Annotated in this window: 12 protein-coding genes; 8 read left to right on the forward strand and 4 right to left on the reverse strand. The window is 53.9% G+C overall.

The features are described from left to right. Positions 1-13 precede the first annotated feature (13 nt). Complete coding sequence (locus KI809_RS13815) at positions 14-1,240, reverse strand: efflux RND transporter periplasmic adaptor subunit (RefSeq protein ID WP_214172151.1); 1,227 nt, start codon at positions 1,238-1,240, stop codon at positions 14-16. Positions 1,241-1,623: 383 nt separating this feature from the next. Further along, positions 1,624-2,757 (reverse strand): DUF362 domain-containing protein, encoded by a 1,134-nt coding sequence (locus tag KI809_RS13820; protein ID WP_214172152.1) that lies wholly within the window; start codon positions 2,755-2,757, stop codon positions 1,624-1,626. Positions 2,758-2,875: 118 nt separating this feature from the next. On the opposite strand from KI809_RS13820, the gene KI809_RS13825 reads away from it, so the two are divergent. The 4 genes from KI809_RS13825 (at position 2,876) to KI809_RS13840 (ending at position 7,672) form a co-directional block, all read left to right on the forward strand. Then, positions 2,876-3,601, forward strand: coding sequence for a response regulator (locus KI809_RS13825; protein ID WP_214172153.1), 726 nt, complete (start codon positions 2,876-2,878; stop codon positions 3,599-3,601). Positions 3,602-3,605: 4 nt separating this feature from the next. Beyond that, positions 3,606-4,487 (forward strand): tyrosine recombinase XerC, encoded by an 882-nt coding sequence (gene xerC, locus KI809_RS13830; RefSeq protein ID WP_214172154.1) that lies wholly within the window; start codon positions 3,606-3,608, stop codon positions 4,485-4,487. 165 nt (positions 4,488-4,652) lie between these two features. Next, entirely contained in the window at positions 4,653-6,251 is a 1,599-nt protein-coding gene (locus KI809_RS13835; protein WP_214172155.1) for an ammonia-forming cytochrome c nitrite reductase subunit c552, read from the forward strand. A gap of 140 nt (positions 6,252-6,391) precedes the next feature. Next, positions 6,392-7,672: a sensor domain-containing diguanylate cyclase gene (locus tag KI809_RS13840; RefSeq protein WP_214172156.1), complete on the forward strand. Its 1,281-nt coding sequence runs from the start codon at positions 6,392-6,394 to the stop codon at positions 7,670-7,672. Positions 7,673-7,711: 39 nt separating this feature from the next. On the opposite strand, the gene KI809_RS13845 is transcribed toward KI809_RS13840, so the two are convergent. Continuing rightward, complete coding sequence (locus KI809_RS13845) at positions 7,712-8,455, reverse strand: outer membrane protein assembly factor BamD (protein ID WP_214172157.1); 744 nt, start codon at positions 8,453-8,455, stop codon at positions 7,712-7,714. Between the two features lie 259 nt (positions 8,456-8,714). On the opposite strand from KI809_RS13845, the gene KI809_RS13850 reads away from it, so the two are divergent. The 4 genes from KI809_RS13850 to KI809_RS13865 all read left to right on the forward strand — a co-directional run bounded on the left by KI809_RS13850 (position 8,715) and on the right by KI809_RS13865 (position 12,772). After that, positions 8,715-9,341, forward strand: a complete 627-nt coding sequence (locus KI809_RS13850; protein ID WP_214172158.1) for a hypothetical protein — start codon at positions 8,715-8,717, stop codon at positions 9,339-9,341. Positions 9,342-9,610: 269 nt separating this feature from the next. After that, positions 9,611-10,165: a BTAD domain-containing putative transcriptional regulator gene (locus KI809_RS13855; RefSeq protein ID WP_214172159.1), complete on the forward strand. Its 555-nt coding sequence runs from the start codon at positions 9,611-9,613 to the stop codon at positions 10,163-10,165. A 37-nt stretch (positions 10,166-10,202) separates the two neighbouring features. Further along, on the forward strand, positions 10,203-12,224 hold the full coding sequence (locus KI809_RS13860; RefSeq protein ID WP_214172160.1) for a TonB-dependent receptor: 2,022 nt from the start codon (positions 10,203-10,205) through the stop codon (positions 12,222-12,224). Positions 12,225-12,283: 59 nt separating this feature from the next. Next, complete coding sequence (locus tag KI809_RS13865; RefSeq protein WP_214172161.1) at positions 12,284-12,772, forward strand: nitrous oxide reductase accessory protein NosL; 489 nt, start codon at positions 12,284-12,286, stop codon at positions 12,770-12,772. Between the two features lie 84 nt (positions 12,773-12,856). Here the strand turns inward: KI809_RS13865 and typA are convergent, their stop codons facing one another. Next, complete coding sequence (typA, locus tag KI809_RS13870) at positions 12,857-14,656, reverse strand: translational GTPase TypA (protein WP_214172162.1); 1,800 nt, start codon at positions 14,654-14,656, stop codon at positions 12,857-12,859. Between the last annotated feature and the right edge of the window lie 12 nt (positions 14,657-14,668).

Here is a 14,668-nt window from a genome sequence, read left to right on the forward strand (position 1 = left end):
TCCCCTTCACCCATCAATGCGGTCTCGGTCCCATTGGCGAGCCGCCCATTGCATTGCCTGATTTTTTCTTGGTGTCGCCGCCCTGTTGCTCGACAATGACTTCATCACCCTCTTTGAGCGGCCCTTCCAGCAGTTCGATGCTGCTGTTGTTGCCGATGCCAGTCTTGATTGTAACCGCTACCGGTTTATTCTCTTTCAGGGTGTAAACCTGCTGCCCCTTCTCTTTGCGGCCTGGCTTGCCGCCGGGCTGCAGGGAAGAACCCGGCTTTTTATCCTTGGCTTCATCGAGCTTTGCCTTGGGTTTGAAACGGAGTGCTGCAGGAGGGAGTTTCAGGACATTGTCCTTTCTTCCGACCTCAATAGAAACATTGGCGGTCATCCCCGGCTTGAGCTTCAAATCCTTGTTGTCAACATTTACCACGACAATGTAGGTGACTACATTCTGAGTTACGACCGGAGCACTCCGGACCTGGACAACTTTGCCGCCGAATGTCTGCTCGGGATAGGCGTCAACCGTGAAACTCGCTTTTTGTCCCACCAAGACCCGGCTGATGTCAGCCTCGTCGACACTGGTCTCAATCTGCATCTTGGTGAGGTCCTGAGCAATGGTGAACAGAGTCGGAGTCTGGAAAGAGGCAGCCACGGTCTGGCCCACATCAACGGCTCGGGAGATGACCACACCATCCACAGGTGAGCGGATCACCGAATAACGAAGATTAGTCCTGGCTAGCTGCAAAGCCCCCTTGGTCTGGGCAACGCTACCTTCGGCTGCCTTGAGTGATGCTTTGGCTGACTGGGTGGCCGTCTCTGCTACGTCGTAATCGCTCTGGGAAATAATACCGTCGCTCAGCAGTTTTTTATTGCGGTTCAAAGTCCGCTCGGCATCGGCAAGGGTTACCTTCGCTTTTAGCAGGTTCGCCTCGGCATTCAGTGCGTTGCCTCTGGCCTGTTCAACTGAGGCATTGAATAGCGACGGGTCGATTTCAGCTATGGTCTGGCCTTTCTTGACCCTGGAGTTGTAGTCGACGTAGAGCTTCTGGATGGTGCCTGATACCTGGGTGCCGACCTGGACCGTGGTGACGGCACTGAGATTGCCGGTTGCCGCCACGGTGGACACAATCGTACCCCGCTCAATCTTTGCCGTTTTATAGGAGACCGCAGGTTTTCTCGTACTTGCCAGATACCAGCCGCCAGCGGCAAGGATTGCCAGAACAACTAAACAGATGATCGCCTTCTTCATTAATTAATGCCTCAAAAGGGAATATTTACGCTAACGGAATTGTAGTACAACGGTTGACATGATACGAGAAGTTTTTGGGCTGAGCTGAGAATAACATGTTGAAAATGAAGCGAAAAGATTGTCGCTTTCTAATAGAAAAGCCCCCTGTCCATTGTTAACAGGGGGCCTCTTTTGGGATCGCCCGCCGCGCTTGACCGGCGGGCTAACTAGGGCAACCTTCTTTACAGCGGGTTACCGGGCGAAGCATATAGATTGTAGTCCACATTTTTCAGTAGGTCTCCTTTCGCTGTGAATTTACTACCCCTCAGATTACTTCCTGAGGTTAATTATATGATAATCCTGATTTATGGAATGTCAATCAACCCGTAAAAATTTATTGCAAGTTACAAAACCCTTTTTGCCAGTTTCAAGAGCAGGCCTTCACGAACAGCCAAAGCGGCATGCGGACAGAGTTCCCGACAGCAGAAACACCTGATGCAGCTACGATAATCGATGCTGAGTTGGCCATTGCTTATGGTGATTGCCCCCGGGGGGCAGGCATCGCGGCAGATCCCACAAAGTACACATTTACCTGCAATCGCTACCGGTCGCGAAGTCAACTGGCTCTTGAGTCGATGCTTCAGAAAGCCGGGCAATCCGAACTGAACATCGGAAATATGAGGTAGGCGAAAATCGGGAACCCTCAGTTCTGCCGGCTGGTCGCCCAGCACTCTTATCGAGCCTGCGGCAACACCGGGAAGCCCCAGCCTTTCTGCGGCTCTTTCCACATATCTCATTTTGTCGGGGATGCCGATAATGTCGGCGGCAACCTTGTCAACGGCCAGCGCATTGGCTCCTGCCAGCAGGCACCCGACAAAACGAGGATCGCCGCTGCCGGGACCGTCACCTTCCATGGCGGTTATGGCGTCAACAATGGTCAAGTCCGGATGGCGTACCTCGTAGATTTCCACGAGCAACCGCGCGAACAGTTCTCGGTCAGCTCCGGCCTTGAGGTGCCAGGCAGCCTTGGCAGTGCCGACCACGGCACCGAACAGGTTCTTGACCCCGCAGGTGATGGTCATCATCTCGTGGGTCTTCAGTTTCGGGAGGTTGATAACCCTGTCAGCATCGAGATAAGGTGTCGCCAGGGGTATCCGCTTGAACATGCCGGAGCCATTCATCTCACGGGATTCTGAGAATTCGACCAGCTCGGTGCCGGTTTCTCGCAGAACGTCCAGGATTCCTGACTTTTCTGCCACCCGGTGCACACCCCCCACACCGGGGGAATCGCCGACAAAAGGAATGCCTCCGGCTTCACGTACCAGCAGAATGACCTCTTTCACCACCGTAGGATGAGTGGTCACTGCCTTGTCCGGATGCTTGGCCGAGAGCATGTTCGGTTTGATGAGCACTCTCTCGCCGGGTAAGACAAAGCGTGACATCCCTCCCAGCGGGGCAAGCAGCGCTTCCAGCCCGGCGCGAACAACGGTGTTGTGATAGTTTTCGACTCTGATATTACTTACCGTGCATGTTTCCATGAATTCAATATATTGCGAAAAAAGCTGAACAGTCAAAGTAATTTGGCTGTTGCTGTTGGCAAAGGCGGTCGATATCTGTTAAAACTTTGTGTGACTTAATGTGTCCTAGGGGTTACGGATGCCGATTCCCAAAATTCTTCTTGTTGACGATGTGCGGCTCTTTCTGGAAATTGAGAAGCGGCTGCTTGAGCAATCATTGATTGAGATTCTCACCGCAACCGATGGCGAAGATGCTTTGGATATTGTGCGACGGGAGCGCCCGGCGCTGGTTGTCATGGACATCAACATGCCGCGGATGGACGGCATCGATTGTTGCCGGTTGATTAAAAGCGATCCGGATCTGGCAGGTACTGCGGTCATGATTGTCACCAATGCTTCCAATGCCGATGATGTGGAACAGAGCTGGAAGGCCGGCTGTGACGATTTCATCGTCAAGCCGATTGACGGGCGGTTGTTTCTTGAAAAGGCGCACCGTTTTCTAAATGCCATTAACCGGAGACGGAAGCGGGTATTGTTCCAGACTGAAGTGGCTTTGCAGATCGAAGGCCGGCTCATTACCGGGCACTCTTTTGACCTTGGCTACATGGGGATGTATGTTGCCTCTTCCTGGTTGCCTAGCGTTGGTGAAACCGTTGTCTTGTCGTTTCGACTGCTTGACACGTCGCCTGCCATGACTGTTGCCCGAGGCAAGGTAATCTGGGTAAATCATGGCATTGACCGGCTGAAACAAAACTATCCGGACGGTTTTGGCGTCGAGTTCCTTGAAATAATCGGGGAAGGATTGACCATGATCCGGGCCAATGAGTTGATGCAGTTTGTTGACCTGCGCAAGGGTAAGGAGTGAGGCCGTGAACGCCTGCATTGAACAGTTCTGCCGTTACCTGGAGACTGAGAAGAATGTGTCTCCTCATACCCTGGCAGCGTACCGGTCAGATCTTGAGCAGTTTGCAGGTTTCGTGCGGGAGGAACTCGGAGAGTCTGCTTTACCGGAAGCGGTCGGCCATCTCTTGATAAGACGTTTTCTAGCGAAACTTGCGAAAGGTCATGCCCGCAGCAGTATCGGTCGCAAGCTGGCAGCTATTCGGTCATGGTATCGCTATCTGGTCAGGCAGGGGCGGATGGAACAAAACCCTGCCGAGCTGGTCAGCACCCCGAAGAAAGAGAAAACGGTCCCCTATCACCTGTCGATCGATGACGTTACGGCGCTGGTCGAAGCCCCCACTGGAACCGAACCCCTGGTTCTTCGCGACCGGGCCATTCTTGAACTCCTTTATTCGTCAGGGGTGCGAGTCTCTGAACTGACCGGTCTCAATATTGCGGCACTTGATCTCGATGCCGGGTTGGTGAAGGTCCTTGGCAAGGGGGGAAAGGAACGGATCGTCCCGCTCGGCAGTCATGCTGTCAAAGCAATAGCTGCATATCTGCAAGCGCTGCCGCCGGAACAGCTTGACCGGGCGCTATTTCTCAATTTCCGTGGCAGCAGACTGACCCGCAGGAGCGTTGCCCGGATCGTTGACCGCTATATCCTCAATCTGGCCACTATGAAAAAGGTTTCTCCCCACAGCCTGCGCCACACCTTTGCCACGCATCTCCTGGAGTCAGGGGTTGACCTCCGGGCCATTCAGGAACTCCTGGGCCACTCGTCACTCTCGACCACTCAGAAATACACCCATGTCAATATCGACCGCCTGATGGAGGTCTATGACAAGGCCCACCCAAAGGCACGCTAGATCGCTTCTTTTTTGACCTGCGTCAATGCCGGTTACTCTCTCGTCAGTTACACTTTACCCATTAGTTTTGTTATTGCAGGATAATTGGCGTGTGCTAATAGTTTATGTAGTGCATTGCTGTCTTTCTATTGTAGTGAAGTCAAGCCATGAAAGGAGAGGGTAAATATGCTCAAGAAAGCTGTCACTGCCGCAGTTGTTGTCCTTGGCGCCACACTGTGCCTGGGAGTTCCGTCAAAGCTGACCGCCGCAAAGACCAAGCCGGCGAAGGAGACTAAGGGGAGAGAGGCCTGCTATCAATGTCACGATGAGATCAAAACCATGAAGGAAAGCTCCAAGCATGCCAAGCTTGCCTGCGAAACCTGTCATGATAACTTGGCGAAGCATATGGATAGTATGGGAGACGTCAAGCCAGTCACCAAGATTGATGCGGCCTTATGCGGCAAGTGCCACAAGGAGCAGTATGACAGTTTCTTCAAGATGAATTACGAATCCGCTGCTCGCAAGGAAAAGGGGGTTCCGACCGGTCGTTCGCCCAAGCAGGACAAACTTTTAGCTGGTCACGGGTTTACTTTTGAGCACAACGAGCCGCGCGGCCATGCTTTCATGGTGACCGACCAGTTCATCGTCGACCGCTTCCAGGGGGGGCGCTACCAACTTAAAGACGGGTGGAAAGGTTATGACAAGCCCGGCAAGACCTGGGACGTCCTGGTGGATAAGGGGGAGAATACCAAATTGCCAGAATCGGCAATGGCGGGAAACCCTACCTGTATCCAGTGCAAGACCTCCGACCACATTCTGAAATGGAAATTCCTCGGGGACAAGGACCCGAAAGCCAAGTGGGACCGGACATCCAATGTCAATGACGTTGCCAAGGATACAAACAATCCGGTTGGCTGCATCCATTGCCACGATCCGCACGGCACGCAGCCGCGCGTAGTGCGTGACGCCCTGATTCAGGCAGTTGCCCGGGACCGGTCCGGTAATATCTTTGCCAAAGGTGGCAAGACTGATCTGAAAGAGGTTGATTTCCGGGGGTTCCGTAAAATTGGCGTGATGGCCAAGACTGATTCGCGGATGATGTGCGCCCAGTGCCACGTCGAATACAACTGCAATACCGGGTCGCAATGGTCGGATGGTAAGAAAGTGGGTTACGACGACCAGCGCACCAACCACATGCCGCTGAAAAACGCCAAGGAGCTGCTGGCTCATTACAAAAAACTGGATTTTTATGATTTCAAACATGCCGTTACCGGGGCACGTCTGATCAAAATGCAACACCCTGAGGCCGAAACCTTTGCCGGAAGCGTTCATGACAGGGCCGGCGTCCAGTGTCATCAGTGCCACATGCCGAAGCTGAAGGGGAAGAACGGTAAGCAGTTCTCCAGTCATGGGGTGATCAGGCCCAAAAACCACATCAAGGAAGCCTGTCTGGGCTGTCATCCAAAGTACACGGTCGAGGCAAAGCTCTACCAGATAGAGACTATCCAGAACTATACAAAAGGGAAGATGCGCAAGGCCGAATACTGGATCGGCAAGCTTATCGACGCCTATGCCGTTGCCAAGCGGTCGGGAGTAGCGGAAGAAACCCTTGCCAAGGCCCGCGAAAAGCACGAAGAGGCCCATGTGCTCTGGGAGTTCTGGACTGCTGAGAATTCCGACGGATTCCACAATCCGGAGCTGGCACGTGAGACGCTGACCGGTTCCATCAAGGCCGCCAAAGACGGCGTGAAGCTGCTTGAAGATGCGATGGCTGGAGGGAAGTAGCGTTCAGCAGTTTCTGTGATAAAATAAAAAGCCTGCACTGCTTGATAGTGCAGGCTTTTTTGCTTTATTTAGATTTAAGGCAAATTCAAATATCCCGATATAATATAAAAACTTGTCAATGCCCGCATTGAGGATTTTAAGTGCCTGATCGAGTGATAAAAATGCTGCTGGTGGAAGATTCTCCGGAAGATGCTGAGCTCCTTCTCTGGCATTTGCGGAAGAACGGAATAGAGGCTGAATGGGAGAGAGTTGATTCCTCAAGCGATATGTTCGGTGCCCTTGAAAGAGGGGGGTGGGATGTCATTGTTTCCGATTATATTATGCCTGGTTTCAGTGGCTTGGAGGCGCTGGAGCTGGTCAAGTCCCGCGGAGAAGATATTCCATTCATTATCGTTTCCGGTAAAGTCGGCGAAGACACCGCCGTGGAGGCAATGAAGGCCGGTGCTCATGACTATATCCTGAAAGGGAACCTTGCCCGTCTTGCCCCGGCAATCCATAGGGAGCTTGCCGAGTCCGAAATGCGGCGTCAGCGCATTATGACCGAGAAGGAACTGAGAACCCTCAAGCATGCCATCGAAACTATTCCTGTCGGGGTTACCATTGCTGATATGGCCGGCAAAATTATATTTACCAACCAGGCTGAAGCAGATATGCACGGTTATTCCGTTGACGAACTGTTGGGGTGTAATGTCAGGATTTTTTCCACCCCGGAGTGCAGGAAAGAGTGGCGACGAGGTGATGTCAAGGATTATGCCTGCCTGAGGCGCGAAACGGTAAATATCCGTAAAGACGGTACGGAGTTTCCCGTGTACTTGATTTCCAGTGTGGTCTTAGATGCGTCCGGCGCGCCGGTAGCCGTTATTACGGCCTGCGAGGATATTACCGAGCGGAAAAAAGCCGAGGAGCGGCTCCGCTATATGAGTACGCACGACACACTGACCGGCTTTTATAACAGGGCTTTCTTTGAAGAAGAGATCAGGCGGCTGAAGGAACAACGGTTGTGCCCGGTCAGTGTGATCATGGTGGACGTTGATGGCCTTAAAGAGGTGAACGATACCCTTGGCCATGCTGCCGGCGACAAGGTGCTCAAACAGACTGCCAGCGTGCTGTTGTCGGTATTCCGTTCCGAGGATATCGTGGCGAGAATCGGTGGCGACGAGTTTGTGGTAATCCTGCCCGGAGCTGAGCAGCATGTGGCGGAAAAAGCGATGACCCGTATTCGTGACGTTCTTGAGCAGGCCAGGTGCTCATTTGTGGGGATCGGTCTCAGTCTTTCTCTGGGGGCTGCCACGGCTCATGATACCGAAGAGCTGGAAGACGCCTTAAAGCTTGCAGATGAGCGCATGTACCAGGACAAACTAACCAAGTCATCCCGCAAGAAAGCAGCTTCCCTGAATGACCGGCGCTTGCTTGATCGATGAGCCCTGCCCGGATCCTACCTCACATTGTTTCGGCAATAATCAGTAGTTCTTTTCCATGAATTTTTTGGCGTCGTCCACAAACGGGCTTGAGGGATAGTCAGCAGCCAGGCGGTTGAAAATTTCCCGACTTTTTACCTTGTCGCCCGAAAGCATATATGATTTGCCGAGGTAGAGCAGTGCTTCCGCAGTAGCAGAGGATTTGGGGAATTTCGCCAGCGCTGCCTCCAGCCGCTTGATGGCTGCTCCGTACTTTTCGGTGCGCAGGTAAAACCTGCCAACATATATTTCGTGTTCAAGCTGCATTGCTTGCACGGCATCGAGCTTTTTCCGTACCTCTGGCGCCAATTCCGATGTCGGATAGGTATCCAGGAACGTGGTAAACAGCTGAACGCTATTAGAGACCGGCGTCTGGTCCGTGTCTATTCCAGTTATCTGCTGAAAGTTGCACATGCCCAGCCGGAATAGGGCATAGGGCGCTTTCTCATGGTTTGGATGGAGCTTTCTGAAGTTCTCGTACTCTGCTGCGGCTTCTATATAGTTGCTGTTGTTGTACATTGCATCGGCAATATTCAGCTCTGCTTTTGTCGTCAGTTCCGGGGAGAGGTAGCTTTCTTTGACTCTTTTCCAGAGTGTTATCGCCTCCTCGTAATTCTTCTCAGTGTAAGCCTGTTCCCCCTCCTTAAAGTACTCTGCAGCGCTTTTTACGACCGTCTGGGTTGAAGAACAACCGGAAATGGCGATCACTACCCACAATGTTATGCCGGACTTTAATAAAATATTCATGGCTGCTCCAAGGTCTTATTTCATCGGTAACTTAGAGGATTTGCGCCGGGTTGTCAACGGCAAGCACTTAAAGGTTGAACCAATTGCCCGATACCTGGTTGTTCTGATTTGCACAACCTATGCTATGGCATGTTACTTGATATGTATTTAAAGCAGATCATTATTTCTATGTAATTTCTTGGCGTTTTCACAGCACTGTCGACAAAATGGACAGGTATAGTGTCTTAATGTCAAAACTGTTTACAAGGATATCCAGACGATGCCGGGATTTTTCAGGGTGACAACTTATCGGTGGATGATAGCGCTTGCTCTGGCAGGGCTGTATTTCGGGATTGCCCTTACCCCGCTTGCGCCGCTCGCCATGAAATCATCCCATATCGTTCATGTTGTCACCGGAGAGTGTTCCGGCGACTGCGACATTGACGGCTGTTCTCCCGCAAGCAGGGCTGCCGGAACCTGTTGTTGCCGGCAAAAGCAGCTGCTGGTCCTGCCGGCGACCAATGGCTCCCACACCTGTTGCCCTAACGTGGCAGTCAAGGCTAAACCTGCTGCCTCCGACTGTTGCGATGCGGCTCGCCAAGCTCCTGCGCCACCACAATTCTCGTGCTGTGCCGCTGGTGGCGACAGTGCTGGTAATCCGCCTGGAGAGGAAGCGGAACTGACTGACAAGAAACGGCAGACTGTCTATAAATGCGGTAGCCCTTGCGGGCGCGATAGGCTGATCACCTTTGCCGGTAACGACAAGCTTGATCTCATCCCCTTTACCTTCTCCGGGTTGCCGGTTTCTCCCCATGAGGAACTGCCCGCCACACCCCCTTCCTCTCGATTCAATTCCCGAGATGTCGAACCACCCGAGCCCCCGCCGAAAGTCGTTATGCCCGTTTAAAATCTGCAGGTATTCTATGCTGACTGGAGTAACGGTCGCAATGCATCCGCATGCGTGCGTCATCGGTACGCCATCATTTTCCAGACTTTACTTTCCTGGCGGAGTTTTGCCTCATGCCTGGTGGCATTTCTCTTTTGCTGTTCGCAGGGTGCATGGTGACTGGTACTGGTGGTAAGGCACTTGGCGCTGATTGCTGGATGATCGGCGGGAGGATTGTTATGAAAACCACAGCTGAAAATATATTAGTTAGGTCCCTCGGGGGATTCTGCATGTCTCAAGGTTCCCGGAGACTAGAGCTGAAATGGCCGTCAGAGAAAGGGAGAGCTATCTTCTCTGCCCTTCTTTGTCCCATGGACGAGTATCTTCATTGGGACCGGCTCTGTCGGGTTATTGGCAATGGCGCGCCCGATGCCGAGGTTCGGCAGGATTTGAACCATGAACTGCGACTGCTTGCTGAGATGTTCCGGGAGGTGGTCGGTTGTAATCTGGTAGTTGTTTCCAACTGCGGCGTCTGGTTGGATCCCGGGATTGTCACTGTTGATGCCCGGCTGTTCCGGGATGCGGCCTGCAATGGGTTTGCGGCTATGGCTCAAGGTGATGACAAAAGAGCAGTGCGCTTGTTCCGGGAAGCAGGACTGTTGTACCGCGGGCCGTTTTTGCCGGAAGATGCCGGGAAAATCATCCATGAGACACGTGTTGAACTTGCTGAGCTTATGGAAGTGGTTGCAGATGCGTTGTCGAGAGAATACCGGAGCAGCTGCAGACCCCTGAGCACTCGGAAATTTGCCGCAGCGCCCAGCCGGATTGCGGCATTGACAACCTAGATGAACATTTACTTAATTAATGCAAAGGAGTGGCTATATGAAGGTAACTACTACAGCAAAATGGTGCTTAGTGCTTGCTGCCATGTTTTCAGTCGAGGCATTTGGCGCCGAACAACAGTTGCTTGATGAAATCACGGTGCGCGGCAGCAAAGAACCGCCACAGGAGGAGAGCCTCACCATCCGCGAAGTCAGAGAAAGTCCGGCCAGAGATATGGGCGAAGCGCTCAAGCAGGTTGAAGGGATCAACAGCGTCAGGAAGGGGGCAATCGCCAATGACGTGGTAATCAGAGGGTTTCAGAAAGACAATATCAATGTCTTTGTCGACGGCGTTCGTCTCCATGGCGCTTGCCCATCACGCATGGATCCGCCGTCCTTTCATTTTGATTTTGCCGAGATCGAACAGGTCAGGATTGTCAAGGGCCCCTATGACCTGAAAAATCCGGGAGGGCTGGGCGGCATGATCGATGCCCAGACCAGGAGGCCGGGGCAAGGGTTTGGCTCGGACCTGAGCCTCACCTACGGTTCCTGGAACAACGTGAACGCCTCGGCTACCGGCTCGTATGGTTCAGAGCGGTATGACGGGCTGCTGGGATACGCTTTTAAGCAGTCCGGGGTGCCGAAAGCCGGCAATCACAAGCTGATAACCGATATCTATCCGGCAAGCAGCGCAAACCGCTACAAGCCTGGGGAAATCGATGCCACGGCATACGAAATCAATAGCGGCTGGCTGAAATTCGGCCTTAATCCGACTGGCAACTCCCGCAGTGAAATCAGCTACAGCTATCAGGATGCCGATCATGTCCTTTACCCCTATCTGAAGATGGATGCGGACTACGACCGGACGCACCGCCTGAACTGGAGCTATCGGCTGCGGAAGATTTCCCCGCTGGTGCAGGATCTCAAGCTTCAGGCATATTGGGACAAGATTGCCCATGTCATGGACGACCGGTTCCGCTTCAGTTCCACGCCGTCCATGGCTGTCACCCGCAGTTATTCGATGAAGACCGATGCCGAAACCCAGGTGTATGGCGTTAAATTCACGACCTCGCTTGCCGCTGGTCCCGGTACGCTCAACAGCGGCCTAGACTATTACAACAGGAATTGGGATGCGCTGAATCAGCGGGCAATGTATTTTGCCTACCGCGATCATGCCCTGATCCCGGATGTCTCTATCGACAACCTTGGCATGTTTGCCGAATATGAGCTGCCCATCGGCAATCAGTGGCAACTAAAAGGTGGCGTGCGCGGTGACCTGACCTGGGCTGAGGCCGGCAAGGGGAATACCATGGTGGCTGCCGGGACCAGTACCGACTTCAGCGAAGTCAGCGCCAACCTGCAGCTCACCTATGAGCCGGTCAAGGGAGTCGAGCTTTTTACCGGCCTGGGCCGAGGGGTCCGCACCCCCGATCCCCAGGAACTCTACCTTGATCTGCCGGGCACCCCGGTGTGGCGCGGCAATCAAGGTCTGAAGCCGACCGTGAATCACCAGGCCGATATCGGCATTAAATACGCAACGAACCGTTTTTATGTCAATACCTCCCTGTTTTACAGCGATCTGACCGATTATGTGAACTTCTACCAAGCCTCGCCCACTCTCAAGAGTTACCAGAATATCGATGCCTCCATGTGGGGGGCCGAACTCGGCAGCCAGGTGGCATTGCCGCTCGATCTCTTCCTGCGTGGCTCTTTGTCCTATGTTGAGGCCGAAAACGAGACCGACAACCGCCCGCTTGCCGAGATCCCGCCATTGAAAGGGGCAATCTCGCTTCGTTACGACAACGGCACTGCATTCATTGAACTGCTGGAAAACATGGCCCGCAGGCAGGACCGGACCGACCCCGGGCTCAATGAGCAGGAAACCGCCGGCTGGGCCACCACTGATCTTAAGGCCGGTTATGCCAGCATGGGATTCACGGTCTACGCCGGGGTCAATAACCTGTTCGACCAGTATTACTTCAACCATCTCTCCTACGCCCGCGACCCGTTTGTCGGCGGGGTAGGGTACAAGGTTCCGGAAAACGGCCGTAACTTTTACCTGACCGCGCAGTACAAGTTTTGACATTGGCCCAGGGTCCATTATTATTGGATACCGATTACACAATCAGAGGAGGATGAGTGATGAAAAAATTATGGATGGGAGCTCTGCTGTTCTTTGCGTTATGTTCTGCCGGGATCGCTGCTGACAAGGTTGAAGCTCCGGATGACTGCAAGCATTGCGGCATGAACCGGACCAAGTTCAGTCACAGCAGGATGCTGGTGGCCTATGGCGATGGCAGCAGCGCCGGCACCTGCAGCATCAACTGCGTTGTTACCGATCTGAACGGCGCCAAGGGGAAGAAACTCAAGTCGGTTCAGGTGGCTGACTATGATACCAAGGGTCTGATTGATGCGAAAAGTGCCACCTGGGTCATCGGCGGCAACAAGAAAGGGGTCATGACCAAGGTTGCCAAGTGGGCATTTGCCAAAAAACAGGCGGCTGATAGCTTTGTGAAGGAAAATGGCGGCAAGATCGCCACCTATGACGAGGCGCTGAAAATGGCTCAAACCGAGCATGCGCAGCCGACTCCTCCGCAGAATGTTAAAGGCCACGGCGAACATAAGATGTAATTCCCCGGTTCAGGCTCAAACGCAAAAGACCGCATCTTGTTCATAAGATGCGGTCTTTTTTATTCACTCCGTATGCGAGGAGGTCTAGTTTTTGCGCTTCCTCTTGGTCGGTTCCAGCTCTTTCTTGCGCAGCCGGATCGACTTCGGCGTTACCTCTACCAGCTCATCGTCGTCTATGAACTCCAGCGCCTGCTCCAGGGTCAGGATGCGCGGCGGTGCCAGCTTTAAGGCGTCATCGGAGCCCGAGGCACGGACGTTGGTCAGCTTCTTCCCTTTGCACGGGTTCACGTCCAGGTCATTGTCTTTGGCGTGCTGGCCGATGATCATACCACCGTAGACCTCGATGCCGGGGCCGAGGAACAGAATCCCCCGTGGTTGGAGTCCGTCCAGCGAGTAGCCGGTAGTCTCGCCGTTCTCCATGGCGATGAGCACACCGTTTTTCCTGCCGGGGATCTCGCCCTTGTACGGGGCGTAATCGTGGAAGGTGTGAGTCATAACGGCAGTACCGCGGGTATCGGTGAGCACCTCGCTGCGCAGGCCGATCAGGCCGCGAGCCGGGATGACAAATTCCAGGCGGATGAACTCGCCCATCGGCTGCATGGAGGTCATCTCCCCCTTGCGCGGCCCCATCTTCTCGATGATCGCCCCCTGGAACTCACTCGGCACGTCCACCACCAGGTATTCCATCGGCTCCAGTTTCTTGCCGTTTACCTCGCGGAAAATAACCTCCGGCTTGGAGACCGCCATTTCAAACCCTTCACGGCGCATATTCTCGATCAGGATCGAGAGGTGCAGTTCGCCGCGGCCAGAAACCTTGAAGGTATCGGCGTTGTCGGTATCTTCGACCCGCAGGGAGACATTGGTACGCAGCTCCTTGTCGAGACGCTCGCGGATGTTGCGGGAGGTGACCATTTTCCCCTCGCGACCGGCAAACGGAGAGTTGTTGACGATGAAGTTCATGCTGATGGTCGGCTCGTCAATGGCGACGTAGGGGAGTGCCTCGGGCGCTTCCGCACTGGCCAGGGTCTCGCCGATACCGACATCGTCAAATCCGGCAATAGTGACGATGTCGCCGGTCACGGCCTCGGGGATCTCCACCTGCTTCAGCCCTTCGTAGCCGAGCAGCTTGCTGATCCGACCTTTGCTGATGGCGCCGTTCTGTTTGATCAGGGCCAGGGTTTCGCCGGTCTTGACCTTGCCGCTATAGATCTTGCCGGTGGCGATCCGACCGATGTAGTCGTTGTAGTCGATGTTGGTCACCAGCAGCTGGAACGGTGCCTTGGCATCACCCTTTGGCGGGTGAACATTACTCTCGACCACGGCAAAAAGCGGCTCCATGCTGGTGGATTCTGAGGTCATGTCCAGTTTGGCATAGCCCATCTTGGCGCTGGTGTAGACGATCGGGAAGTCGAGCTGCTCGTCATTGGCGTTCAGTTCGCAGAACAGGTCGAACACCATGTCCACCACCTCGTCCGCTCGGGCGCCGGGACGGTCGATCTTGTTGATAACTACGATCGGCTTCAGCCCCAGGTCGAGGGACTTTTTCAGCACGAAGCGGGTCTGGGGCATCGGGCCGTCCAGGGCGTCCACCAGCAACAACACTGAATCGACCATGGTCAGGACCCGCTCCACCTCGCCGCCGAAGTCGGCGTGACCTGGAGTGTCGACGATATTGATCTTGTAACGGCCATGATGCACCGACAGGTTCTTGGAGAGGATGGTGATCCCCCGCTCTTTTTCCAGGTCATTGGAATCCATGACCCGTTCGGTGATCGCCTCGTTTTCCCGGAAAACCCCGGCATGCTTCAGCATGGCGTCAACCAGGGTGGTTTTGCCGTGGTCTACGTGGGCGATGATGGCGATGTTGCGGATTAGCTCTTGCATTACTCTTTCTCC

Origin of the sequence: Geoanaerobacter pelophilus, assembly GCF_018476885.1 — a bacterium.
Taxonomy (GTDB): domain Bacteria; phylum Desulfobacterota; class Desulfuromonadia; order Geobacterales; family DSM-12255; genus Geoanaerobacter; species Geoanaerobacter pelophilus.